Consider the following 25513-nt stretch of genomic DNA (forward strand, 5'->3'; position numbering starts at 1 on the left):
ACCTGGCGATGGCTACGCCGCTTTGGCGAGCAAACCCGTTCCCACACGGACGCGCCCAACTCAGAGCGTTCATGCATAGTCATCGTATAACTTCTGCTTGACACTCCCCGAAAACCTCGCAAATATCTCGCCCAATGTTGTACGACGACGTACGACAAATAATAAAAACAACAAACGAAACGGAGCCTCACTGTGAGTCAATTCGCCCGCCCTTTCTCTTCGCGTCTCGGTCTTATCGGCTTCAGCAGCCTGGCAGTCACCCTGCCCCTCAACGCCCAGGCCGACGGTTTTATCGATGACGCCACGGCCACACTTAACCTGCGCAACGCCTACTTCAACCGTAACTTCACCAACCCGACCTATCCTCAGGCCAAGGCAGAAGAGTGGACACAGAACTTCATCCTCGATGCAAAATCCGGCTTCACCCAAGGCACCGTCGGTTTCGGGCTTGATGTGTTGGGCCTGTATTCGCAGAAGCTCGATGGCGGTAAAGGCACCGGGGGCACGCAACTGTTACCTATCGGCCGTGACGGGCGCCCCGCCGACAATTTCGGACGCCTGGGCGTGGCGCTGAAAACCAGACTGTCGAAGACCGAATTGAAAGTCGGCGAATGGATGCCGGTGCTGCCGATCTTGCGCTCCGATGATGGCCGGTCCCTGCCCCAGACCTTTCGCGGGGGCCAGGTTACCTCCAATGAAATCGCCGGGCTGACCCTTTATGGCGGGCAGTTTCGCGGTAACAGCCCGCGTAACGATGCGAGCATGGAAGACATGTTCATGAACGGCAAAGCCGCGTTCACCTCCAACCGTTTCAATTTTGCCGGCGGCGAATACAGCTTCAACAACAAACGCACCCAAGTCGGCGTGTGGTACGCCGAACTGAGCGATATCTACCAGCAACAGTTTTTCAACCTGACGCACAGCCAGCCCATAGGCGACTGGACCCTGGGCGCCAACCTCGGTTACTTCAATGGCAAGGAAGACGGCAGCGCCCTGGCCGGTGACCTGAACAACAAGACCCTCTCCGCCTTGCTCTCGGCCCGATACAACGGCAACACCTTCTACGTGGGCGTGCAGAAACTGACCGGTGACAGCCTGTGGATGAGGGTTAATGGCACCAGCGGCGGCACCCTGGCCAACGACAGCTACAACTCCAGCTATGACAACGCCAGGGAAAAATCCTGGCAGGTGCGCCATGACTTCAACTTCGTGGTGCTCGGTATTCCCGGGCTGACCATGATGAACCGCTATATCAGCGGCAGTAACGTACACAGCGGCGCGATCACGGATGGCAAGGAATGGGGGCGCGAATCGGAACTGGCCTACACCGTGCAGAGCGGTGCGTTGAAGAACCTGAACGTGCGCTGGAGGAACTCGACCCTGCGTCGGGATTTCAGCAACAATGAATTCGATGAAAATCGGCTCTTTATCAGCTACCCGATTTCCTTGTTGTAACTCGGTCAATGGGGGAGCTGGCTTGCCTGCGATAGCGGTGTATCAGTAACCGCACTATCAACTGACCGACCACCATCGCAAGCCAGCGCCCACAATGAGTCACTTGTCATCAGGAAGAACGTTGACAACGCAGGGAATGCAAAACGATACTTCCACCAAGTCATACGACAACCTACAACAATAATGGAACCCTCATGACCACCCCTACAAACGTACCCGTTCCCTTCAACCGCCTGCTGCTCACCGGTGCCGCCGGCGGCCTGGGTAAAGTCTTGCGCGAACGCCTGCGCCCTTACGCCAAGGTGCTGCGCCTGTCGGACATCGCCGACATGGCCCCGGCCATCGATGCCGGCGAAGAAGTGCAGCCGTGCGACCTCGCCGATAAACAAGCGGTGCACCATTTGGTAGAAGGCGTCGACGCCATCCTGCATTTTGGCGGCGTCTCGGTAGAGCGTTCGTTCGAAGACGTGCTCGGCGCCAATATCTGCGGGATTTTCCATATCTATGAAGCCGCCCGCCGCCAGGGTGTGAAGCGCGTGATCTTCGCCAGTTCCAACCATGTGATCGGCTTCTACAAGCAAGGCGAAACCATCGACGCACACTCGCCGCGCCGCCCGGACAGCTACTACGGTTTGTCCAAGTCCTACGGTGAAGACATGGCGAGTTTCTACTTTGATCGCTATGGCATCGAGACCGTGAGCATCCGCATCGGCTCCTCATTCGCCGAGCCGCAAAACCGCCGGATGATGCACACCTGGCTGAGTTTCGATGACCTGACTCAACTGCTCGAACGCGCGCTGTACACACCGAGCGTCGGCCACACCGTGGTCTATGGCATGTCGGATAACCTCGACACCTGGTGGGACAACCGCTACGCCGCGCACCTGGGTTATGCGCCCAAGGACACCTCCGAAGTGTTCCGGGCGCAGGTCGAAACGCTGCCACCCGTCGCTGCCGATGACCCGGCGAAACGCTATCAAGGCGGCGCATTCTGCGCGGCGGGACCGTTCGGTGACTGACCGCACAGCAACCCAAGGGAATGAGTGACCATGAGTGCTGAATTGATTGTCGACGCCCGCAATGCCGTGGGCGAGTGCCCGGTGTGGGTGCCGCAGGAAAACGCGCTGTATTGGGTGGATATCCCCAACGGCGGCCTGCAACGCTGGAACGCCGCGACCGGCCACATCGCCGCCTGGAAAGCGCCGCAAATGCTTGCGTGCATCGCCCGCACCACCGCGGGCAATTGGCTCGCCGGGATGGAAAGCGGTTTTTTCCAACTCACCCCGCACAACGATGGCAGCCTCGACACCACGCTGCTGGCGAGTGTCGAGCACCCGCGCTCGGACATGCGCCTCAACGATGGCCGCTGTGATCGCCAGGGCCGTTTCTGGGCCGGCAGCATGGTGCTCAACATGGGCTTGAACGCGGCCGAGGGCAGCCTTTACCGCTACGCCTCAGGTGCGGCGCCGCAGGCTCAGTTGAGCGGCTTTATCACCCTTAATGGCCTGGCCTTCAGCCCTGACGGCCGCACGATGTACGCGTCGGACTCGCATCCGCTGGTGCAGCAGGTCTGGGCCTTCGATTACGACATCGAAACCGGCACGCCATCCAATCGCCGCGTGTTCGTCGATATGCAGCAGTACCCCGGGCGCCCCGATGGCGCAGCGGTGGATGCCGACGGCTGCTATTGGATCTGCGCCAATGACGCCGGGCTGGTTCACCGCTTCACCCCCGAGGGGCGCCTCGACCGTTCCCTGAGCGTGCCGGTGAAAAAACCCAGCATGTGCGCCTTTGGCGGCAGCCGCCTGGACACGTTGTTCGTCACCTCGATCCGTGACGACCAGAGTGAACAGTCGCTGGCCGGTGGCGTATTCGCCCTGAACCCTGGCGTCCAGGGCCTGCCCGAACCGACCTTTGCCCTCTAGTGGGTTGGACTGCGATGCTGATTGAACTCGAAGATAACCTCACCCAGCTCACCCTGGCTCCGGCCGTGGGCGGCAGCATCGTCAACTGGCGTGTGCGCGCCACCGGGCAGCCGCTGTTGCGACACACGGATGAGCATGCGCTCAACAGCGGTTTGCCGGGCAAGCTGGGCTGTTATCCCTTGGCGCCCTGGTCCAACCGAATCGCCCAAGGCGGTTTTGACAACCCCACCGGCTGGCTGGGCCTGACGCCCAACAGCCCTACCGATCCGCTGCCGATCCATGGCTCAGCCTGGCAACAGGTGTGGCAGGTGCTCAGCCAGACGGCGGATGAAGTGGTGCTCGAATCAGTGTGCGACACACCGTTCGCCTACCGCGCCGAGCAGCGGTTTCGCTTGAACAACGGTGAGCTGAGCATCGCGTTGCGCGTCACGCATCTGGCTGAGCATGCGGCGTGGCACGGTTTGGGCTTGCATCCCTACTTGCCGCGTCAGCCAGGCACACAGTTACAGGCCAGGGCGAAGCAGGTGTGGTTGAGTGATGCGTCGAAGCTGCCGACCGGGCTGGCGCCGGTGCCGCAGGATTGGGACTTCACGCGCTCAAAAACGCTGCCCGCAGGCCTGGTGGACAACGGGTTTTGCCAATGGGACGGGCATTGCCGGATTGAGCAGCCGGAGTTGGGGTATACGCTGGAATGCCGGGCGACCGGCGCTGATTACTTCCTGCTGTACTGCCCGCCGGGGTTGGGGTTCTTTTGCATTGAGCCGGTGAGCCACCCGGTAAATGCCCATCATCTGCCAGGGCGGCCTGGCCTCAGACTGTTAGAACACGGCCAATCAATCCAACTCGATTTCAGCCTCGACTACCATCCAACGGTTGAAGCGGGTGCGCGCGCGAATGCCGTGGATCACTGACTCACCCAGCGACTGACACAGCGCCTTCGCGAGCAAGCCCGCCGCCACACGTGCGTGTCAGGGCGGGGTGTTTTTCAGGCGCCCTGCCGTGTCGATACTCACCACCACCGACAACCCTGGCCGCAGGCGCTCGATCTCGGCCTGGCCGGGGTCAACCGTAATCCTCACCGGCACCCGCTGGGCAATCTTCACAAAGTTGCCGGTGGCATTGTCCGCCTGCAACAGGCTGAACTCCGACCCGGTCGCCGGGGAAATATGCTGCACCGTGCCGTGAAACTTGCGGTGGTTCAGCGCATCCACGGTGAAGGTCACCGGCTGGCCAACCTGCACATTGTCCATCTGGGTTTCTTTCATATTGGCAATCACCCACAACTGGGGTGGCACCAGCGCCATCAACTGCGCGCCGGAGTTGACGTAGGCGCCGAGGCGCACGCCAATCTGCCCCAGTTGCCCGTCACGCGGCGCGATGATGCGGGTGTTGGCCAGGTCGATACGCGCCAGTTCCACGGCCGCATCGGCACTTGCCACCGCAGCTTCCAACGAACCGCGATTGACGATTACTGTTTGCAGGTCCTGCCGGGCGATGTCCAGGCTGGCCTGTGCCTGGGCGACCGCTGCGACGGTCTGCGCATTCGCGGCGCGGGCCACGTCCAGCTCACGCCTGGACACCGAACCGTCGCTGATCAGCGCTTCATTGCGGCGCAGGTCGGCAGTGCTTTTGCGCGCTTGGGCCTGGCTGTCCACCAGCGCGGCCTGGCGCAGTTTGATCGTCGCTTCGGCGCTGTTGCGTTGCTGCACCACGTTGGCCAATGAAGCTTTCTGCACGGCCAGTTGCGCCAGTGCCTGGTCGAGGCGCTGTTTGTAGATGCGATCATCCAGGCGCACCAACAGGTCGCCGGCCTTGACGAACTGGAAGTCCTGCACCGGCACTTCATACACATAGCCGCTCAGTTGCGGGCCGATAATCGTCACCTGCCCGCGCACCAACGCGTTCTCGGTGGTTTCCACCGCGCTGCTGAACGGTGGCAACTGCCAGGCATACAGCACGATCAGTACACCGACGATGGCGATTGCGGCAAAGCCCAGCGAGGAGATGATGCGTACCCGCAACGAGCGCGGCTCGGTGACCGATGCACCCGGCGGCGTGCTGCCTTCGGGGGTGGACGCGATGGCGTTAGTGGTGGTCGTGGTGCTGGTGGTCGGTTCGGTCATGAAGTAACGCCGCTGGGTTGAACGGGAGGGGCTGCGGTCTTGGTGGTACTTATCAGCCACAGACTGCGGATAAAGATCCAGAGCATGGTGAGGATCGCGATGATCGCGATCAGCATGAACACATCGTTGTAGGCCATCACGTTCGCTTCACGCGTGGCCGCCGTGGCCAGGCTGCGGATGCCCATCAGGTTGCGCAGTTCCGGGTCGGCGATCACGCCGCCATAGGCCGAGCCGCCGCTCTGTACCCGTGCGGCTACACGCGGGTCAAGCAGGGTCAGGTGCTCGACGATCATGCTGGAGTGGTACTTCTCGCGCACGATCTGGAAGGTGCCCAGCAAGGCCGCGCCAATCAGGCCGCCCAGGTTCTGGCAAATGCCGAACATCACCGAGAAACTCACCAGGTTGCGCGGGTTGGTCAACACGTTTTTCGTGCCCAGCACCATGGTCGGCCCGAGAAAGAAGGTGCCGCCAAAGCCTAGCAGGAACTGGCTGATGTAAAGGTTTTGCGGGCGGGTCAGGTTGCTGGAGAAGCTGTCCATCACCGAGCCCGTGGCCATCAGCGCGAGGGAGATGATCAACGGCATCAGCAAGTGGGCCGGGTTGATCGTCAGCGCACTGACCACCAGCCCGGCAATCGCCCCGGCCAGCATCACCACATACAACGTGTGCATCTGCTGGTAGCTCATGTTCAATATCTGCATGAACCCCACGGCACCGGTGGACTGCTCGGACAGCACCATGCGAATCAACACCACCGCCAGCGCCAGGCGGATCATCACGCCACTGCCCAACCAACGGGTCATCAGCAACGGGTTCTTGCGGTTATGCTCGATGGCCAGGCCGGCCATGATCAGCACCAGCGAACAGGCCGAGGCCACGCCGATCCACGGTGCTTCCAACCACCAGTCGATACGCCCCAGGGACAGCACCGCACAGAGCAGTGCCACGCCGCTGGCGAGGATACCGAAGGTGAGGAAATCGAGTTTTTCAAAGGTCTTGAAGCGATCGCCGGGCGGCAACTTGAGCAGAAATACGCAGCCCAGGCAGATCAGCGCCAGGCCCAGTTCAAACAGGTACAGCCCGCGCCACTCGGCGATTTGCAGCAAATCTTCGGAGAACAGGCGCGCCAGCGGCAACGCCAACTGCGCGGTGCCCAGCCCCAGCACCAGGGCTTTCATGCGCCACTTCGCCGGGAACGCCTGGATCATGTAGTACAAGCCCAACGAACTCAGCGCCGCCCCCACCATGCCGTGGGCCGCTCGCACCGCAATGGCCGAACTGAGGTCGTTAACGAACAAGTGGCCGAAAGTCACCAGCGCATACAGCACCAGAAACACCTCGGTAAACGCACGCAAACCGAACTGCTGGCGGAACTTCACCAGCAGCAGGTTCATGCACACGTTGGTCATGACATACGCGGCGGGCAGCCAGGCCATCTCGGCGGTGGTCGCGCCGAGAGCACCCTGCAGGTATTGCAGGTTGGCGATCACCAGGGCATTGCCCAGCCCGCCGGTAATCGCCACCAGCACGCCGACCAGCGCAAACAGCCAGCGCTTGTGCGTGGGGTGCAGCGGCGTCGACGGCGAGCCGGGCAGGCTCGGTCGCTCGTGGGGCTGCCAGGTGTGGGGGGTGTATTTATCCATTCGGTGACCTTGATGAGCCGACGTGCAAGGTCGGTAAACCACTACTCAGGGACTAGTAAACCTGAGCGGCGTTCATCTTGCCATGGCACATGTGTACACGCGCCCACAGTTGGACGGTATTCCAAGTCAGGGTGAGAGTGTTGCCTTGATGAGCATCCCGACCGCCACCACCCCACACAGGCTGGCAAACCCCACCTGCAACGTGCGTGCACGAATCATCGAACACAGGCGCCTGCCGGCCACCATGCCGACCATACTCGCACCGATAAACACCCAGCCCATGGGTTCGATGCTGACACCGGCATGCAGCGCGCCGACCACACCGATCAGCGAAATCAGGCTGATTACCATCAACGAAGTGGCGACGATACCGCGCATCTGCACATCGGTGAGCTGCTTGAACGCGGGCACGATCAGGAAGCCACCGCCCACGCCGAGCAAGCCCGACACCGCGCCGGTTACCGCGCCGAGCGCAGCCAGAGTGGCCGTGCACTTGGCGGTCCAGGCCAGGCGCCCGGTCTGTTGATCCAGCATGCAGTTCTTCTGGCCCCACGAAGCCGCGCCGTGGTCACTGGGGCCCGCTTCAACCTTTTCACGGCGCAACATGCGCCAGGCCACCAGCACCATCAACGCGCTGAACAACCCCATCAGCAGGTGCTCCGGCAACTGGTGAGCGACAAACACACCCAGCGGTGAAAACAGCGCGCCGAGCAACGCAATCAACAACGCGGCACGGTAGCGCACCAGGCCGTGACGCAACCCATGGATCGCCCCGACCGCCGCCGCCGCCCCCACGGCGAGCAACGACACCGGCATCGCCTGGGTCATGGTCAAGCCCAGCCCCAGTACCAACGCCGGCACCGCGAGGATGCCACCGCCCGCGCCAGTCAGACCCATGACCAGGCCCATCAATAATCCCAACATGCTCGCCAGCAGCATTTAATCCACCTTGCTCAGGCGGGTCAGCCACTCGCGGCCCTTGAGCATGCCGTTCCAGTAGAACCACGGCAACAACGTGGCCTTGAGGAACCACATCGAGCGGCGCGACTGGGTCGGGTCCAATGGAAAGGTCGGCAGCAGCTTGCCGCCGTAGCCGAACTCGGCCAGTACCACCTTGCCCTTCTCCACCGTCAGCGGGCAGGAACCATAGCCGTCGTACTTGAGCGGCAGCGGCGCCTGCTTGCGCAGGGCCAGCAGGTTTTCTGCGACCACCACAATCTGCTTGCGCACCGCGGCGGCCGTTTTGGCATTGGTGGTAGAGCACACGTCCCCCAGACCGAAGATGTGCGGGTAGCGCAGGTGCTGCAAGCTGTGCGGGTTCACTTCGCACCAGCCGGCAGCATCGGCCAGCGGGCTTTGGCGGATGAAGTCCGGGGAAACCTGCGGCGGAACCACGTGCAGCAGGTCAAAGGTTTTCTCTTCAACCGTGACAGTGCCCTCGGCGTTCTTGACTTCGAACCAGGCCTTGCGGGCGGGGCCATCAACCTTGACAAGGTTGGAGTTGAACGCCAGGTGCGCGTGGTATTTCTCGACGTATTTCATCAGCGGCGGCACAAAGGTGGCCACGCCAAACAGGGCCGCCCCCGCCAGGTTGAATTCAACGTTGATGTTGTTCAGGTGGCCGCGCTTGAGCCAGTGATCGCAGGACAGGTACATGGCTTTTTGCGGCGCACCCGCGCATTTGATCGGCATGGCGGGCTGGGTGAAGATCGCCTTGCCGCCCTTGAGTTGCTGTACCAATTGCCAGGTATAGGCAGCGTGCTGATAGCTGTAGTTGGAGGTGACGCCGTTCTGGCCGAGGGTGTCTGCCAGGCCTTCGACTTTCTCCCAGGCCAGGCGCAGGCCGGGGCACACGATCAGGTTGTTCCAGCTGACCCGCTGGCCACTGTCGAGCACCAGGGTGTGTTCGTCGGGCAGCAATTCGCTAACGGCGGCCTGCACCCAGGTGACGCCATTGGGCAGCACATCCGCCAGCGGGCGTCGGGTCTTTTTCAGGTCATACGCGCCGCCCCCCACCAAGGTCCAGGCCGGCTGGTAGCTGTGATGGTCGCTCGGTTCAATCAGGAGGATGTTCAACTGCGGGTCGCGCTTGAGCAGGCTGGCCAGCAGGCCGATACCTGCCGAGCCGCCGCCGATGACTACGATGTCGCCACTGATGGTAGGGCCACAGTGTTGCTCGGTCATGGTCTTTTGCCTTTTATAGTCAGTGCACACAAGGGTCGCTGCCGTATGGCGTCACGCCCAGCTTTTCATCACCGCGCCGCAGTACAGCCCGGACAAGGTTTTCATCACTTGAATCACTTCGTGGCTGGCCAGCCCGTAGAAAATGTATTTGCCTTCCCGACGGGTGGCGACCAACCCTTCGTCACGCAAAATGCCCAACTGTTGAGACAGCGTGGGCTGGCGAACGCCGGTCATGGTTTCCAGCTCGCCGACGTTGCGCTCGCCTTGGGTCAGTTGGCACAAGATCAACAAGCGGTCTTCATTGGCCAGCGCCTTGAGCAAGGAACAGGCCTTGGACGCCGACGCGCGCAGTTGGGCGACTTCGCCCTCACTCAGAGTAGATTCCATTTGCCTTGGGTCCTTTACGTCACTTAAGCTCAAAACATTATGTGTAATCGTAAACTGATTGTAACCACATTTTCTTCATGATTTTTTCCTCAGCAGGGACAGCCGCCATGCCAGCGTTGATTCAAGCCTTTCTGGACGAGGCATCGTCGACCTTCACCTACGTCATCTATGAAAACGACGGTGGCCCATGCGCCATCGTCGACTCGGTGCTCAACTACGACCCGGCGGCCGGGCGCACGGATACGGCCCAAGCCGACAAAGTCATCGCCTTTGTGCGCGAGCATGGCTTGCAGGTGCAATGGCTGCTGGAAACCCACGCCCATGCCGACCACCTGTCCGCCGCGCCCTACCTGCGGCGTACGCTGGGTGGCAAAATCGCCATCGGCGAGTCGATCAGCAAGGTACAGGGCGTGTTCAAGCACCTGTTCAACCTGGAGCCGGAGTTCCGCGTCGATGGCTCGCAGTTCGACCACTTGTTTGCGCCGGATGAGATCTTTCATATCGGCCACCTGAAAGCCCAGGCATTGCATGTGCCCGGACATACCCCGGCCGACATGGCGTATTTGATCGACGACCGCTTGATCCTGGTGGGCGACACCCTGTTCATGCCCGACGTCGGCACCGCCCGCTGCGATTTCCCCGGCGGCGATGCGCGCCAGTTGTATGCGTCGATGCGCAAGCTGCTGGCCTTCCCGCCTGAAACCGAACTGTATGTGTGCCACGACTATCCGCCGCAAGGCCGTGAGGCCAAGTGCCTGACGACCGTGGCGCAACAGCGGGCGGAGAATATTCATGTGCATGATGGGGTCGATGAGTCGGCGTTTGTCGCGATGCGCACCCAACGCGATGCCGGATTGGGGATGCCGACGCTGTTGCTGCCGGCGATCCAGGTGAATGTGCGGGCGGGGCATATGCCGCCAGCGGAAGAGAATGGCGTGGTCTATCTGAAGATCCCGTTGAATCAGCTGTGAGCGGCTAATCGAAATAGGACCCTTTGGGGTGCGGGAGCCCCGACCACAACTCGTCGATGTGCTTGAAGCCCCACTCCTCCGCGCTCTCGCGCGCAACAATCTTGTCGGGTTGCTTGGCCAGATTGACCACCACCTGGGCAATAGGCAAACGGGAGCGTACGGAAAAGAACACCTTTACCAGCGGCGTGAGCAGTGAAGTGGGGGTTTGTTCGATAACCACGCCGATACGGCCGCTCTCCAGGCGCACCAGGGTGCCTACCGGGTAGATGCCCATGCACCGCACAAACGCCTGAAACACCCTCTCGTCAAAATGGCCTTTCCATTCGGCCATTTTCTGAATCGCCTCGGCGGGTGCCCATCCGCGCTTGTAGGGGCGCTCGGAGGTGATGGCGTCGTACACGTCACACACAGCCCCCATTTGCGCGAACAGGCTGATCTGGTTCTGGACCAGCCCGTGCGGGTAGCCGCTGCCATCGCATTTTTCATGGTGATGCCAGCACACATCCAGTACCAGTGCGCTGATCTGTGGGCATTGGCGCAGCATGCCTGCGCCTTGCGCCGGGTGCTCGCGCACCGAGGCGAACTCTAGCTCGGTCAACGCCCCAGGTTTACTCAGGATCGCCTCGGGAACGACCATTTTGCCAACGTCGTGAAACAACCCGGCCAAACCCGCTTCCTGGATCATGGCCGGTGACATTTCCAACTGGCGCGCCAGTGCGATCATCAACCCACACACGGCCACCGAGTGCATGTAGGTGTACTCATTCGCGGTCTTCAGGCGGGCCAGGCTCAGCAACGCATGGGGGTGTCGCAGCAACGACTGGGAGATGTCGTCCACCAGTTGGGTCACCTGCGTAGGGTCGACCGCACCGCCCATGCGCAACTCCCCGAACATGGTGATAACGGCACGCTTGGCAACCCCGCATAACTTTACCGCGCGGGCCACTTCCGCCTTCATCTCGTGGCGGGTCAGCACTTCCCGGGGCTTGGCCGGCGCGGGTGCAGGTTGCACCGTGGCCTCTAAAACGGGGGCCACGTCGCACCCCTTGAGCGTGTCAATCCATACATCTTGAACCTGCGACGCCTGCAGGCGTTGCAGGTCCTCAGTGCGCTCCAGTAAAAAATGATTCTTCCAAAAACCGTGCTCGATCCAGGCACCCTCGAGTTTGTGGATATACATGCCCAAGATCGCTTGCGCCGCTGGAATGCGTTTCAACATAGGCCAGCCCTCACTGCGTGCACCGTCAGGCTATCGAAAAACGGGCCACGATGTGCTTGAGATCCATCGCCAGTTTCGACAGCTCGTGACTGGCAATGGAGGTCTGCCCGGCGGCCGACGAACTCTGGATCGACAGGTCACGGATGCTGATCAGGTTCTGATCCACCGAGCGGGCCACCTGCGCCTGTTCCTCGGAGGCCGTCGCGATCAACAGGTTTCGGTCATTGATATCGGCAATGGCCTCGGTGATCTGAATGATGGCCTGGCCGGCTTCGTGCGCAATTTTCAATGAATCTACCGCTTCACTGCGGTTCATATTCATGGAGGCGACAGCGTCGCTGGAGCAGGTCTGGATCTTCGCGATCATCTGCTCGATTTCCTGCGTCGAGGTCTGCGTCCGGTGAGCCAATGCGCGCACTTCATCGGCCACTACCGCAAAGCCGCGGCCCTGCTCACCGGCGCGTGCGGCTTCAATGGCGGCGTTCAGCGCCAACAGGTTGGTCTGTTCGGCAATCGAACGGATCACTTCCACCACCCGCGCAATGTCCTGCGCCTGCCTGGCCAGGCCTTCGACTTCCACACCGGTCTGCTGCACCGTGGTGCTGAGTTTTTCAATCGCAGCGATGGTCTGCGTGACACGCTCCTGGCCGATTTTCGCCGAGCGCTGGGAATCCTGGGTCGATTGGGAGGCCGAAACGGCATTGCGCGCCACTTCCTCCACGGCAGCCGTCATCTGATTGACCGCCGTGGCGGCCTGATCGGTTTCCTGGCTTTGGCGCTCAATACCTGCGCTGGACTCACGGGTAATCGAACTCATCTCTTCGGCAGCCGAAGCCAATTGCCCGGAAGCTTCGGAGATGTTCTGCAAGGTGGTCTTGAGGTTCATCTGCATGGCCGCCGTGGATTGCTGAAGCGCCGTTAGCTCATCCTTGCCATCCACGGTAATCGCCACGCGTAGGTCGCCTTCAGCGATCTTCGCGGTCGATACGAGCAATTCACGTACCGGTTCAATGATACTGCGGGTAAACAGGCCGGCGACTGCCACGGCCAACAGCAGTGAAACCGCCATCAGCCCCCAGGTAAACAGACGCGTCGCCGTGTGCTCGCTGGCGGCGACCTGCACGGCCTGCTGCGAGCCGCGTTCGTTGAACTGGATCAATTCGCTGATCGAACCCTGTACCTTTACGGCGATGGGGCTCAGCACGTCATGCATGTAGACCGCGAGCCGTGCAGCGTCCCCAGTGGCAGCGAGCGCAAGAAAGCCGTCGACCTGCTGGTTGTAACTTCGAATACCACTGAGGACCTCGTCATATTTAGCCTGCTCCTCGGCACTCGACACCATGGCCGCATAACGCTCGGCGACCTTGGTCAGGTCGGCCCGGATGCTCTGGATTGTCTCCGGTGAGCCTTGAGTTTTCATGACCACATCCATTGCAAAGCCGCGCAACTCCAGGCGCAGCTTATACAGTGCCGAGTCGATTTCCCCGGCCAGACGAACACTCGGCAGCCAGTTGGTTTCAATTTCAACCGTCGAGGCATAAATGGTATCGACTTTTACCAGCGTCATGCCCCCCTGAATTAATAGCAGAAGGCACACGACGCCAAAACAAAGGGCGGCACGGAGGTTTAACTTCACGGATCTCATGGACATATCTACTCACCTCTTGCCTGGTCTTATTAGTTAAGTGGCTTATAGCTACCATCGTGTGTAGTCATGTGTGAAAAATATGTGAGCACTCACGTAAAAATTTATTATTTCGGCAAACAACGTTCAGACTTTTCTGTTACTTATCTAACAAACAAAGTTGCCCAATCCTTGCGTACAACCCGCTAGGTCACTCGACTTCAGCCTCTTCACTAAGTAGCGAATACATCGCATTACAGGAGCGATCACAGTTTCGGCCGACCGTTTCCAGGTGGCGTTTCAATGACGCACTGATCGGCGGCGGCAGGCAACTTAGCGTTTCGATCAGCGCGGCCATATCTTCCAGCGCTGCGGCAATAGAAAGCTGAGTTAGATTAAAGTCGTAGAGCGCACGGCATATTAATTGCTGATTATCCATGACGTATCCCGCCATTTAAAAATTCAGCTTAGCAGGTGCGTTGGAACGCTCAGATAAAAGTTCAGGTTATATTGATAAGCCTCAATAAAAAGATGGAAACGTCTCTGCACACAGTCAACCTATGACTCGGCAGCGCAAGGTAGCGCCGCCGTCAACCTTCAATCAGACCATCAAACCATCCGGCGGCAGCGGCAACGCCGTCTTATAGCGCACTTGTTTGAGCGCAAAGCTTGAGCGGATGTTGGCCACGCCCGGCACCTTGGTCAGAAAGTCCATCATGAAGCGTTCCAGTGACTGGATTGTTGGCACCAGCACGCGGATCAGGTAGTCCGGGTCGCCGGCCATCAGGTAGCACTCCATGACTTCCGGGCGGTTCGAGATCGCGCCTTCAAACTGCTGCAAGGCCAGTTCGTTCTGCTTTTCCAGGCTGACATGGATGAACACGTTGACATGCAGCCCGAGCAGATCCGCATCGAGCAGCGTGACCTGGTCGCGGATCAGGCCCAATTCTTCCATCGCCTTGACCCGGTTGAAACACGGCGTGGGTGAAAGGTTGACCGAACGGGCCAGGTCGGCGTTGGTGATGCGGGCATTCTCCTGCAAGGCGTTGAGAATGCCGATATCGGTACGGTCCAGTTTACGCATGAGACAAAATCACCTGTTTATTATGGTTATGCAGTTTTTTTATCCGCAAATGACCGCGAGCGCAACGAAACACAGATAAATATTCTTCTACGCCACGCCTATGATGTTTGTAGGACAAGATTTCTCCTACCCGGAGACTGACTGTCAGCTAGCGCGCCCACTACAAGAATTCACAAGATCGAGCGTAGAAAGCCATGAATCAGCCATATGCACCATTGCGCCTGCACGTTCCCGAACCCTCGGGCCGCCCAGGCTGCAAGACCGACTTTACCTACCTGCGTCTGACCGACGCCGGCCTGGTGCGCAAACCCGCCATCGATGTAGAACCCGCCGACACCGCCGACCTTGCAAAAGGCCTGATTCGCGTACTGGACGACCAGGGCCAGGCCCTTGGCCCGTGGGGCGAAGGTGTACCGGTCGAGATCCTGCGCAAGGGCATGCGCGCCATGCTCAAGACGCGGATTTTCGACAACCGCATGGTGGTCGCCCAGCGTCAGAAAAAAATGTCGTTCTACATGCAAAGCCTTGGCGAAGAAGCCATCGGCAGCGCCCAGGCCCTGGCCTTGAACATCGACGACATGTGCTTCCCCACCTACCGTCAGCAAAGCATCCTGATGGCCCGGGAAGTGCCACTCGTCGACCTGATCTGCCAACTGCTGTCCAACGAGCGCGACCCGCTCAAGGGCCGCCAGTTGCCGATCATGTACTCGGTCAAAGACGCCGGTTTCTTCACGATTTCCGGCAACCTTGCCACCCAGTTCGTACAGGGTGTGGGCTGGGGCATGGCCTCGGCGATCAAAGGTGATACCAAAATCGCCTCGGCCTGGATTGGCGACGGCGCCACCGCCGAATCCGACTTTCACACCGCCCTCACCTTCGCCCACGTCTACCGTGCGCCGGTGATTCTCAACGTGGTCAACAACCAGTGGGCGATCTCGACCTTCCAGGCCATCGCCGGTGGTGAAGCCACCACCTTCGCCGGACGCGGCGTCGGTTGCGGGATTGCCTCCCTGCGTGTGGACGGCAATGACTTTATCGCGGTGTACGCCGCCTCCGCCTGGGCCGCCGAGCGTGCGCGCCGCAACCTCGGGCCGACCCTGATCGAGTGGGTCACCTACCGCGCCGGCCCGCACTCCACCTCCGATGACCCGTCCAAATACCGTCCCGCCGACGACTGGAGCCACTTCCCGCTGGGCGACCCGATTGCCCGTCTCAAGCAGCACCTGATCAAGATTGGCCAGTGGTCCGAAGAGGAACATGCGGCGGTCAGTGCCGAACTGGAAGCCGAAGTCATTGCCGCACAAAAAGAAGCCGAACAGTACGGCACCCTTGCCGGCGGCCAGATTCCAAGCGCCGCGACCATGTTCGAAGACGTCTATAAAGAGATGCCGGAGCACTTGAAGCGCCAGCGTCAAGCGTTGGGGATCTGACATGAACGATCACAACAACAGTATTGAACTGGAAACTGCCATGACCACCACCACCATGACCATGATCCAGGCCCTGCGCTCGGCCATGGATGTGATGCTTGAGCGTGACGACAATGTGGTGGTATTCGGCCAGGACGTCGGTTACTTCGGCGGCGTGTTCCGTTGCACTGAAGGCTTGCAGAACAAGTACGGCAGCTCGCGGGTCTTCGACGCGCCGATCTCGGAAAGCGGCATCGTCGGCGTGGCCGTGGGCATGGGTGCCTATGGCCTGCGCCCGGTCGCGGAAATCCAGTTCGCCGATTACGTGTACCCCGCCACCGACCAGATCATCTCGGAAGCGGCGCGCCTGCGTTACCGCTCGGCCGGCCAGTTCACGGCGCCGCTGACCATGCGCATGCCTTGTGGCGGCGGCATTTATGGCGGCCAGACCCACAGCCAGAGTATCGAAGCGGTGTTCACCCAGGTCTGCGGCCTGCGCACGGTAATGCCGTCCAACCCGTATGATGCCAAGGGCCTGCTGATCGCCTCCATCGAAAACGATGACCCGGTGATCTTCCTCGAGCCTAAGCGCCTGTACAACGGCCCGTTCGATGGCCACCACGATCGCCCGGTCACGCCGTGGTCGAAACACCCGCAAGCGCAAGTGCCGGACGGTTACTACACCGTGCCGCTGGACGTGGCCGCCATCGTGCGCCCCGGCTCGGCCGTCACCGTGCTGACCTACGGCACCACGGTGTATGTGTCGCAAGTGGCCGCCGAAGAAACCGGCATCGACGCCGAAGTCATCGACCTGCGCAGCCTCTGGCCGCTCGACCTGGAAACCATCGTCAAGTCGGTGAAAAAGACCGGCCGTTGCGTGGTGGTGCATGAAGCCACCCGCACCTGCGGCTTTGGTGCCGAACTGGTGGCACTGGTACAAGAGCATTGCTTCCACCACCTGGAAGCGCCGATCGAACGCGTCACTGGTTGGGACACGCCCTACCCGCACGCGCAAGAGTGGGCGTATTTCCCAGGGCCGTCCCGAGTGGGCGCGGCGTTGAAACGGGTTATGGAGGTCTGAATGGGCACGCACGTTATCAAAATGCCGGACATCGGCGAAGGCATCGCAGAAGTTGAACTGTCGGTATGGCACGTGAAGGTGGGCGACCTGGTGGTTGAAGACCAGGTGCTGGCGGATGTGATGACCGACAAGGCGATGGTGGACATTCCCTCGCCGGTGCACGGCAAAGTGATTTCCCTCGGCGGCGAGCCGGGTGAAGTCATGGCCGTGGGCAGTATTTTGATCAGTATCGAAGTGGAAGGCGCAGGCAATGCCAAAGAAGCGCCGGCGGTGGCTGAGCCGGTAAAAGCAGTGCCGGCGCCGGTGGTGGAAGCCAAGCCTGCGCCAGCCGCCAGCAAACCCGCGCCGGTCGTGGCCACTCAGGCACCTGTGGCCCGTGAAGCCGACGAACGCCCACTGGCCTCCCCTGCCGTGCGCAAGCATGCGCTGGATGCCGGGATTCAGCTGCGTCTGGTCCAGGGCACTGGCCCGGCGGGGCGCATTTTGCACGAAGACCTCGAGGCGTATTTGCTTCAGGGTCCGGCAACACCCTCTGCGGCGGGCAACCCTTACGCCGAACGCAACAGCGAAGAACAGATCCCGGTGATCGGCATGCGCCGCAAGATCGCCCAGCGTATGCAGGACGCCACCCGTCGCGCCGCGCATTTCAGCTACGTGGAAGAAGTCGACGTCACCGCCCTCGACGAGCTGCGCGTGCACCTCAATGAGAAACATGGCGCGACACGCGGCAAACTGACCCTGCTGCCTTTCATCGTGCGCGCCATGGTTGTGGCGCTGCGCGACTTCCCGCAGATCAACGCGCGTTACGACGACGAAAACCAGGTGATCACCCGCCTCGGCGCGGTGCATGTGGGTGTCGCCACCCAGAGCGACGTGGGCTTGATGGTGCCGGTGGTGCGCCACGCCGAAGCACGCAGCCTGTGGGGCAATGCCGAGGAAATCGCGCGTTTGGCCGCTGCTGCACGCAATGGCAAGGCCAGCCGGGATGAGCTGTCCGGCTCCACCATTACCTTGACCAGCCTGGGCGCGCTCGGTGGCATCGTCAGCACGCCGGTGCTGAACCTGCCGGAAGTGGCGATTGTCGGCGTCAACCGGATTGTCGAGCGGCCAATGGTCATCAAAGGCCAGATCGTGGTGCGCAAGATGATGAACCTCTCCAGCTCCTTCGATCACCGCGTGGTCGACGGCATGGATGCGGCGCAATTCATCCAGGCCATTCGCGGCCTGCTCGAACAACCCGCCAGCCTGTTTTTGGAGTAAGGCATGTCTCAGACATTGAACACGACGCTGCTGATTATCGGCGGCGGCCCTGGTGGTTATGTGGCCGCGATTCGGGCGGGCCAGCTGGGTATTCCGACTATTTTGGTAGAAGGCCAGGCGCTGGGCGGCACGTGCCTGAACATCGGCTGCATTCCGTCCAAGGCGTTGATCCATGTGGCCGAGCAGTTCCAGCAAACCGTGCACCATAGCCAGGGCTCACAGCTGGGCATCGAAGTGGATGTGCCGACCCTGGACATCCGCAAAAGCGTGGAATGGAAAGATGGCATCGTCGACCGCTTGACCACCGGCGTTGCCGCGCTGTTGAAAAAGCACAAAGTGCACGTGATTCACGGCTGGGCCAAGGTAGTCGACGGCAAAACCGTCGACGTCGGCGACCAGCGTATCCAGTGCGAACACCTGCTGCTGGCCACCGGCTCGAAAAGCGTCAACCTGCCGATGCTGCCGATTGGCGGGCCGATCATCTCCTCTACCGAAGCGCTGGCGCCTACCCGCGTGCCCAAGCGCCTGGTTGTGGTGGGTGGCGGCTATATCGGCCTGGAGCTGGGCATTGCCTACCGCAAGCTCGGCGCCGAGGTCAGTGTGGTCGAGGCGCAGGAACGTATCCTGCCCGCTTACGACGGCGAGCTGACACTGCCCGTGGCTGAATCCCTCAAGCAGTTGGGGGTCAAGCTGTACCTCAAGCACAGCGTGACCGGTTTTGAGCACAACAGCCTGCAAGTGCGTGACCCGAATGGCGACACCCTGTCGCTGGAGACGGATCAGGTGCTGGTGGCCGTGGGTCGCAAACCCAACACCCAGGGCTGGAACCTCGAAGCGCTGAACCTGGACATGAACGGTGCGGCGATCAAGATCGACAGCCGTTGCCAGACCAGCATGCGCAATGTGTACGCGATCGGCGACCTGAGCGGCGAGCCGATGCTGGCGCACCGGGCCATGGCCCAGGGTGAGATGGTTGCCGAACTGATCAGTGGTAAATCGCGGGAATTCAACCCGGCGGCGATCCCGGCGGTGTGCTTTACCGACCCGGAACTGGTGGTGGTGGGCAAGACCCCGGACGAAGCCAAGGCGGCGGGCCTGGACTGTATTGTGTCGAGCTTCCCGTTTGCGGCCAATGGCCGGGCAATGACGCTGGAGTCCAAAGCCGGCTTCGTGCGCGTGGTCGCGCGGCGCGACAACCACCTGATTGTCGGCTGGCAGGCCGTGGGCGTGGGGGTATCCGAACTGTCCACGGCCTTTGGCCTGAGCCTGGAAATGGGAGCGCGCCTGGAAGATGTGGCGGGCACCATCCACGCCCACCCGACCCTCGGCGAGGCCGTGCAGGAAGCTGCGTTACGGGCCTTGGGTCACGCGCTGCACCTGTAAAAACGCGCAGAGGCCATCGCGGGCAAGCCCGACGCCCACAGGGAAATGCATTCCAGGGTGGGAGCTGGTTCGCTTGCGATAGTGGCGGATCAGCCAACACACCGGCTGAATGGCCTGCCCACCCGCTCCCACACCGGCCAAGAATGAAGTATTGTTGCGCCCATCCAGAAAAAAACCGACAAGCCTGCCTTCGACCAGGCGGTTGACCAGAGATAGAGGGTGTCATGGGTAACGAAAGCATCAATTGGGACAAATTGGGTTTTGACTACATCAAGACCGACAAGCGGTTTCTCCAAGTCTGGAAAAACGGCGAATGGCAAACAGGCACCCTGACCGACGACAACGTGCTGCACATCAGCGAGGGCTCGACGGCCCTGCACTATGGCCAGCAGTGCTTTGAAGGCCTCAAGGCCTACCGCTGCAAGGACGGCTCGATCAACCTGTTCCGTCCTGACCAGAATGCCGCGCGCATGCAGCGCAGCTGTGCCCGCCTGCTGATGCCGCACGTGCCAACCGACGCGTTCATCGACGCCTGCAAACAAGTGGTCAAGGCCAACGAGCGGTTCATCCCGCCGTACGGCAGCGGCGGCGCGCTGTACCTGCGCCCGTTCGTCATCGGCACCGGTGACAACATCGGCGTGCGTACCGCGCCGGAGTTCATCTTCTCGGTCTTCGCCATTCCGGTCGGCGCCTACTTCAAGGGCGGTTTGGTGCCACACAACTTCCAGATTTCCACCTTCGACCGCGCCGCGCCACAGGGCACCGGTGCCGCCAAAGTCGGCGGCAACTACGCGGCCAGCCTGATGCCGGGTGCCGAAGCGAAGAAATACGGTTTCGCTGATGCGATCTACCTGGACCCGATGACCCATTCGAAAATCGAAGAAGTCGGCTCGGCCAACTTCTTCGGGATTACCCACGACAACCAGTTCATCACGCCGAAGTCGCCTTCGGTGCTGCCAGGTATCACCCGCCTGTCGCTGATCGAACTGGCCCAGTCGCGCCTGGGCTTGAAAGTGGTCGAGGGCGAAGTCTTCATCGACAAACTGGACCAGTTCAAGGAAGCCGGTGCCTGCGGCACTGCGGCGGTGATTTCGCCGATCGGCGGTATCCAGTACAACGGCAAACTGCACGTGTTCCACAGCGAAACGGAAGTGGGCCCGATCACCCAGAAGCTCTACAAAGAGCTGACCGGTGTGCAGACCGGTGACGTTGAAGCGCCGGAAGGCTGGATCGTCAAGGTCTAACAGCCCACACGCATAACCCAATGTGGGAGCGGGCTTGCTCGCGAATGCGGTCTGTCAGCACTGAATCAGGTGACTGACACTGCGCATTCGCGAGCAAGCCCGCTCCCACATTTGATCTACAGTGTTTTCAGGATTGAGCCGGGATATTCGCGGTAATCTTCTTCCCCATACTGATCCTCGGCTCCTCCCCATACCCTAACGCCTCGTAGAACCCCACCACCGCGTCATTGCCCCGCGTAATCTGCAGGTTGATCTTCATACACCCCAAGGCAGTCAACGCCTGCTCGGCATGCCGCACCAACGAAGCGCCCAGGCCTTGCCGACGATATTCACTGTGCACCGCCACCGAATACAGCCAACCTCGATGCCCGTCGTAACCTGCGAGGACAGTGCCGATCACGGCTTTTTTATCCGTCGCCACGAAGAACAGTCCATCGTTGACCGCCAGCTTCTTATCGATGGCCAGGGTGGGCAGGTTGTGGGCGGTGTCATAGCCGAAAGCCTCCTGCCACAAGGCCACCACTTGCGCACGGTGCTGACGGTCGCGATACGGCCCAATGGGATGGCGAGATAACAACGCCTTCTCCATGACCAGGGTGCGCTCGTTACCGTGATAAACATTGCGCACCGTCTGAAAGCCCAGCTTGGTATAGAACGGCTCAGCGGTCAGCGAGGACGGCACACTCAATACCGTGACCCCGGCGTCACGGGCGCGCAGTTCGATTTCGATCATCAGCAGGCGGCCAATGCCCTGCCCCTGCAGTGCCGGGTTGACGAACACCGAGCGCACCACGTTGCCATCAAGCGCCGCGGTGGCGACGATCTCCACGTCCTGGATGGCCACCAGCACAACCCGCCGCTGGAGCAAGACCCGCACGGCGTCGGGGGTGAAGTGACTGGCGACCCGCGCGATCACATCCGCCGGGTAATCCCGCGCATTGCTGCTGTGCAAGGCTGCCAGGATGACCTGGCTGATCCCCTCGGCATCGACTGCCTGGGCGAGACGAACGGCGGTAGACATGATTCCTCCTGGCGGACACCGCAATAACAAACATCAGGATACCTATTTAACCGGATTCCCAATTCGCTTGCCGGGTTTCACGCCAATCATCTTCGCCTGCCCATCGCGCTGCTTCCCCGTCCGCGCTTCACTGATCAACCCTGGAATCAACTTACCCTCCGGCAAATTCTTCCAGAAACGACTCGGCAAATGCCCCTCCATCACCTTGGGGTTCAACCGTGCCGGGTTGAAAATGTGGCTGTAGTACGTCAGCCACATCGCGCTGTGAGGGTCGTCGACATTCTGTGCCAGTTGCCGCCACGCCTCAGGGCATTCCCGTTGATGAATCAACTGCTCACCGTCGTAATACACCCCGTCCAGGGGCGTGGCGATCATCCAGCGATGGCGGCCCATGCGCCCGATAAAGTGCTGGCTGGCGGATTTGAGAATGTCATGGGCCGGCTCGTGCCAGGCCACGTATTCCGGTAACGCTGCGCCCGCCTGCGCCGGCAATGCGATAAACCGCACGAACGCATGCAAGTGATGCGCTTCGCGGCTGACCTGCTTGATCCGCCGTTGCAACTCGCTGCCCAGCTTGTCACCCGCCAGCATCGCGGTGCGGTCGCCATGGCTGACCCGCCACAGCACCTCGTACAGCAAGCTCCAACGCTGGTCACCGTGATAACAGGCGGCCGACTCAAGCAGCTCCAAAAGCGCCTTGGGAATCCGCGCCTGGAACGGGCCGAGCCCTTCCGGTATCGGCTCATCGGTAGCAAACAGGTCCGCCCCTTGCGCTTCGCCCCAGCTCACCTGGCTGGGGTCGACCTGATGGCTGAGCAACCAACGCGCCTGTTCGCGCCAGGTACTGAAGAGATTGTCGCATTCCAGGCTGATCATCCCCACAAGCCCATTTGCTGTGGCTGCGGGCGGTCGCGCAATTGCTCGCGCAAAAGCACGCTGGTGCTTTCAGCCTGTTGCGGGTGGTAATCGCTGGTGATGAAAAACGGCTTGGCCTTCGCCAGTACGCAGCGCATGCGCGCCAGGTCTTCGAAACGGATCTTGCGTTCGCGGCGCAGGTCCACCAAACGCTGGGTGGTGCGCAGGCCGATGCCGGGAATACGCGCAATCAAGGTCGGTTCGGCGCGATTCAGGTCCAACGGAAACACCTCGCGGTGCTCCAGGGCCCAGGCGAGCTTGGGGTCGATATCCAGCGCCAGGTGCCCGGGGCCTTCAAACAATTCATTAGCGCTGAAACCGTAACTGCGCAGCAGGAAGTCCGCCTGATACAAACGGTGCTCGCGCATCAGTGGCGGTGCCGCCAGGGGCACGCTTTTCGGGCTGTTGGGAATAGGGCTGAACGCCGAGTAATACACACGGCGCAACTTGAAGTTGCCGTACAACGCCTCGGCGCCATGCAGGATGGTGCTGTCGTCGGTGTCATCGGCGCCGACGATCATCTGCGTGCTCTGCCCAGCCGGAGCGAAACGCGGTGCGCGCGGCTCGTTGAGGACGGTCTGTTCGCCGGTGTAGATGGTCTGCATCGCTTGCTTGATCGACACAATCTGCTTCTCCGGCGCCAGGGTTTGCAGGCTGGCATCGGTGGGCAGTTCAATATTCACACTCAACCGGTCGGCATAACGCCCGGCCTCGGCGATCAGCGCCGGGTCGGCTTCGGGAATGGTCTTGAGGTGAATATAGCCGCGAAAGTCATGCTCTTCGCGCAAGAGCCTGGCGACCCGCACCAGTTGCTCCATGGTGTAATCAGCCGAACGAATGATGCCGGAACTGAGAAACAGCCCGCTGACGCAATTACGCCGGTAGAAATCCAGGGTCAGGGTGACCACCTCCTCGGGGCTGAAACGCGCGCGGGGCACATCGCTGGAGCGGCGGTTGACGCAGTATTGGCAATCGTAGAGACAGAAGTTGGTCAGCAACACCTTGAGCAACGACACACAGCGCCCGTCCGGAGTGTAACTGTGGCAGATCCCCATGCCATCAGTGGAGCCCAGGCCCGCCTTGCCCTCGGAGCTGCGCTTGGGCGCGCCGCTGCTGGCGCAGGAAGCGTCGTACTTGGCGGCGTCGGCAAGGATGCTGAGTTTTTCGATCAACTGCATGGAGGGCTACCGATACTGGTTTTTTGTACAGTATCAGGCAGCCCTGCCTGTCACAAGTGCAGCCTGTCAGCTGGCAGTTGCCAGCAGCAAGTCCTGCACCGAACGCCCCTTGCCCCGGCTGCGATCGTTTTCGTACAGCGACGCGGCAATCTCGTCGGCACGAATCGGCAATACCGAAAGCAGCGTGTCACTCAAACCATGGCTGGCCTGACTGAAACCCTGGATATAGATCCCCGCCTTGCAGCGCTCGTCCGTGACGATGCGATAGTCGCGGGCCACCTCGAAGTCGCCCATGTAGGCTTGCAGCGGCGCCAGCAGTTCGCGGTGCATCTGGCGCTCGTAGCCGGTGGCCAGGATCACTGCGTCGTAATGGCTGAGGCTGGTTTCGCCACTGGCGTTGTTGCGCAGCGTCAACTCGATGCCCAGCGGCCCGGCGCTGGCTTTTTCGACCACGGTCATGGTGCGGAAAGCCTGGCGGGCAACGCCGGAGACTTTCTGGCGGTAAAAAATACCGTAGATCCGTTCAATCAGGTCCAGGTCCACCACTGAGTAGTTGGTGTTCTGGTATTCGGCGACCAGGCGCTCACGCTCGGCGCCGACTTGCTGGAACACCAGGTCGGTAAACGCCGGTGAAAACACTTCGTTGACGAACGGGCTGTCATCGGCCGGTTTGAGCGCCGAACCGCGCAGGATCATATCGACCTGCACCGAGGCAAAACTATCATTGAGGTCGATAAAGGCTTCCGCCGCGCTCTGGCCACCACCGATGATCGCAATACGCATCGCCTTGCCTTCCACGCAAGGCTGCTGGGCCATGCGCGCCAGGTATTGGGAATGGTGGAACACCCGGCCGTCATCCTTGAGTGCCTTGAACGCGGGCGGCACACGCGGTGTACCACCGGCGCTGACCACCACCGAGCGGGTGGTGCGCACATGCTGCTCGCCCAGCGCATCGCGGGAGATCACACGCAACGCTTCGACGTGGTGCTGATGCAGGATTGGCTCAATGGCCAACACTTCCTCGCCATAGCGCGCCTGGGCCTGGAACTGCCCGGCAACCCAGCGCAGGTAGTCGTTGTACTCCATGCGGCACGGGTAAAAGGTGCCCAGGTTGATGAAGTCCACCAGGCGGTCGTGGGCCTTGAGGTAGTTGACGAAGGAGTAAGGGCTGGTGGGGTTGCGCAAGGTCACCAGGTCCTTGAGGAACGAAATCTGCAGTTCACTCTGGGTCACCAGGGTATTGCCGTGCCAGCGGTAGTCGGCCTGCTTATCGAGAAACAGTGCATCCAGTTTGCCCTGGGCTTTTTCACGCTCCTGCAGGGCGATGGCCAGCGCAAGGTTCGAGGGGCCGAAACCGATCCCGATCAGGTCGTGAACCGCGGGCGAAGCAATTGCCTGTGTCATTCC

General features: G+C 61.0%; 23 protein-coding genes. 10 read left to right on the top strand and 13 right to left on the bottom strand.

What is annotated here, in order from left to right:
• Positions 1-192 precede the first annotated feature (192 nt).
• The 4 genes from CPH89_RS29410 (at position 193) to CPH89_RS29425 (ending at position 4291) form a co-directional block, all read left to right on the top strand.
• Positions 193-1455, top strand: a complete 1263-nt coding sequence (locus tag CPH89_RS29410; RefSeq protein ID WP_053256970.1) for an OprD family porin — start codon at positions 193-195, stop codon at positions 1453-1455.
• Between the two features lie 194 nt (positions 1456-1649).
• Positions 1650-2474, top strand: coding sequence for an NAD-dependent epimerase/dehydratase family protein (locus tag CPH89_RS29415; RefSeq protein WP_053256971.1), 825 nt, complete (start codon positions 1650-1652; stop codon positions 2472-2474).
• Positions 2475-2504: 30 nt separating this feature from the next.
• On the top strand, positions 2505-3380 hold the full coding sequence (locus CPH89_RS29420; protein WP_053256972.1) for an SMP-30/gluconolactonase/LRE family protein: 876 nt from the start codon (positions 2505-2507) through the stop codon (positions 3378-3380).
• 14 nt (positions 3381-3394) lie between these two features.
• Complete coding sequence (locus tag CPH89_RS29425; protein WP_053256973.1) at positions 3395-4291, top strand: aldose 1-epimerase; 897 nt, start codon at positions 3395-3397, stop codon at positions 4289-4291.
• 57 nt (positions 4292-4348) lie between these two features.
• Here CPH89_RS29425 and CPH89_RS29430 read toward each other — a convergent pair whose 3' ends face one another.
• The 5 genes from CPH89_RS29430 to CPH89_RS29450 all read right to left on the bottom strand — a co-directional run bounded on the left by CPH89_RS29430 (position 4349) and on the right by CPH89_RS29450 (position 9717).
• Positions 4349-5503, bottom strand: a complete 1155-nt coding sequence (locus tag CPH89_RS29430) for an HlyD family secretion protein (RefSeq protein ID WP_053256974.1) — start codon at positions 5501-5503, stop codon at positions 4349-4351.
• Positions 5500-7146: an MFS transporter gene (locus tag CPH89_RS29435; protein ID WP_053256975.1), complete on the bottom strand. Its 1647-nt coding sequence runs from the start codon at positions 7144-7146 to the stop codon at positions 5500-5502. The genes CPH89_RS29430 and CPH89_RS29435 overlap by 4 nt, the downstream gene beginning before the upstream one ends.
• A gap of 126 nt (positions 7147-7272) precedes the next feature.
• Entirely contained in the window at positions 7273-8085 is an 813-nt protein-coding gene (locus tag CPH89_RS29440; protein ID WP_053256976.1) for a sulfite exporter TauE/SafE family protein, read from the bottom strand.
• Positions 8086-9330 carry an NAD(P)/FAD-dependent oxidoreductase gene (locus CPH89_RS29445; protein WP_053256977.1) on the bottom strand — a complete coding sequence of 415 codons (1245 nt, stop codon included), beginning with the start codon at positions 9328-9330 and terminating at the stop codon, positions 8086-8088.
• A gap of 51 nt (positions 9331-9381) precedes the next feature.
• Complete coding sequence (locus CPH89_RS29450; RefSeq protein WP_053256978.1) at positions 9382-9717, bottom strand: ArsR/SmtB family transcription factor; 336 nt, start codon at positions 9715-9717, stop codon at positions 9382-9384.
• A 107-nt stretch (positions 9718-9824) separates the two neighbouring features.
• Between CPH89_RS29450 and CPH89_RS29455 the strand changes: the two genes are divergently transcribed.
• Positions 9825-10688, top strand: a complete 864-nt coding sequence (locus CPH89_RS29455; RefSeq protein ID WP_053256979.1) for an MBL fold metallo-hydrolase — start codon at positions 9825-9827, stop codon at positions 10686-10688.
• A gap of 4 nt (positions 10689-10692) precedes the next feature.
• On the opposite strand, the gene CPH89_RS29460 is transcribed toward CPH89_RS29455, so the two are convergent.
• The 4 genes from CPH89_RS29460 to CPH89_RS29475 all read right to left on the bottom strand — a co-directional run bounded on the left by CPH89_RS29460 (position 10693) and on the right by CPH89_RS29475 (position 14615).
• Complete coding sequence (locus CPH89_RS29460; RefSeq protein WP_053256980.1) at positions 10693-11907, bottom strand: HD-GYP domain-containing protein; 1215 nt, start codon at positions 11905-11907, stop codon at positions 10693-10695.
• Between the two features lie 25 nt (positions 11908-11932).
• Positions 11933-13558, bottom strand: coding sequence for a methyl-accepting chemotaxis protein (locus tag CPH89_RS29465; protein ID WP_053256981.1), 1626 nt, complete (start codon positions 13556-13558; stop codon positions 11933-11935).
• A gap of 184 nt (positions 13559-13742) precedes the next feature.
• Positions 13743-13970: a hypothetical protein gene (locus CPH89_RS29470; protein WP_084375795.1), complete on the bottom strand. Its 228-nt coding sequence runs from the start codon at positions 13968-13970 to the stop codon at positions 13743-13745.
• A 162-nt stretch (positions 13971-14132) separates the two neighbouring features.
• Positions 14133-14615 (bottom strand): Lrp/AsnC family transcriptional regulator, encoded by a 483-nt coding sequence (locus CPH89_RS29475; protein WP_053256983.1) that lies wholly within the window; start codon positions 14613-14615, stop codon positions 14133-14135.
• 194 nt (positions 14616-14809) lie between these two features.
• Here CPH89_RS29475 and CPH89_RS29480 point away from each other — a divergent pair, with 194 nt between their 5' ends.
• The 5 genes from CPH89_RS29480 to CPH89_RS29500 all read left to right on the top strand — a co-directional run bounded on the left by CPH89_RS29480 (position 14810) and on the right by CPH89_RS29500 (position 20992).
• Positions 14810-16045, top strand: a complete 1236-nt coding sequence (locus tag CPH89_RS29480; RefSeq protein ID WP_053256984.1) for a 3-methyl-2-oxobutanoate dehydrogenase (2-methylpropanoyl-transferring) subunit alpha — start codon at positions 14810-14812, stop codon at positions 16043-16045.
• Between the two features lies 1 nt (position 16046).
• On the top strand, positions 16047-17105 hold the full coding sequence (locus CPH89_RS29485; RefSeq protein WP_053256985.1) for an alpha-ketoacid dehydrogenase subunit beta: 1059 nt from the start codon (positions 16047-16049) through the stop codon (positions 17103-17105).
• Complete coding sequence (locus CPH89_RS29490; protein ID WP_053256986.1) at positions 17106-18365, top strand: dihydrolipoamide acetyltransferase family protein; 1260 nt, start codon at positions 17106-17108, stop codon at positions 18363-18365. It abuts the gene before it with no gap.
• 3 nt (positions 18366-18368) lie between these two features.
• Positions 18369-19748 carry a dihydrolipoyl dehydrogenase gene (lpdA, locus tag CPH89_RS29495; protein ID WP_053256987.1) on the top strand — a complete coding sequence of 460 codons (1380 nt, stop codon included), beginning with the start codon at positions 18369-18371 and terminating at the stop codon, positions 19746-19748.
• 224 nt (positions 19749-19972) lie between these two features.
• Positions 19973-20992, top strand: coding sequence for a branched-chain amino acid aminotransferase (locus CPH89_RS29500; RefSeq protein ID WP_053256988.1), 1020 nt, complete (start codon positions 19973-19975; stop codon positions 20990-20992).
• A gap of 127 nt (positions 20993-21119) precedes the next feature.
• On the opposite strand, the gene CPH89_RS29505 is transcribed toward CPH89_RS29500, so the two are convergent.
• The 4 genes from CPH89_RS29505 to CPH89_RS29520 all read right to left on the bottom strand — a co-directional run bounded on the left by CPH89_RS29505 (position 21120) and on the right by CPH89_RS29520 (position 25510).
• On the bottom strand, positions 21120-22013 hold the full coding sequence (locus tag CPH89_RS29505; protein ID WP_073637838.1) for a GNAT family acetyltransferase: 894 nt from the start codon (positions 22011-22013) through the stop codon (positions 21120-21122).
• Between the two features lie 42 nt (positions 22014-22055).
• Positions 22056-22889, bottom strand: coding sequence for a TIGR03915 family putative DNA repair protein (locus tag CPH89_RS29510; protein WP_053256989.1), 834 nt, complete (start codon positions 22887-22889; stop codon positions 22056-22058).
• Complete coding sequence (locus CPH89_RS29515) at positions 22886-24106, bottom strand: putative DNA modification/repair radical SAM protein (protein WP_053256990.1); 1221 nt, start codon at positions 24104-24106, stop codon at positions 22886-22888. Before CPH89_RS29515 ends, CPH89_RS29510 begins: the two co-directional genes overlap by 4 nt.
• 66 nt (positions 24107-24172) lie before the next feature.
• Positions 24173-25510, bottom strand: a complete 1338-nt coding sequence (locus tag CPH89_RS29520; RefSeq protein ID WP_053256991.1) for a lysine N(6)-hydroxylase/L-ornithine N(5)-oxygenase family protein — start codon at positions 25508-25510, stop codon at positions 24173-24175.
• Positions 25511-25513 lie beyond the last annotated feature (3 nt).

It is taken from the genome of Pseudomonas fluorescens (assembly GCF_900215245.1).
Taxonomy (GTDB): Bacteria; Pseudomonadota; Gammaproteobacteria; order Pseudomonadales; family Pseudomonadaceae; genus Aquipseudomonas; species Aquipseudomonas fluorescens.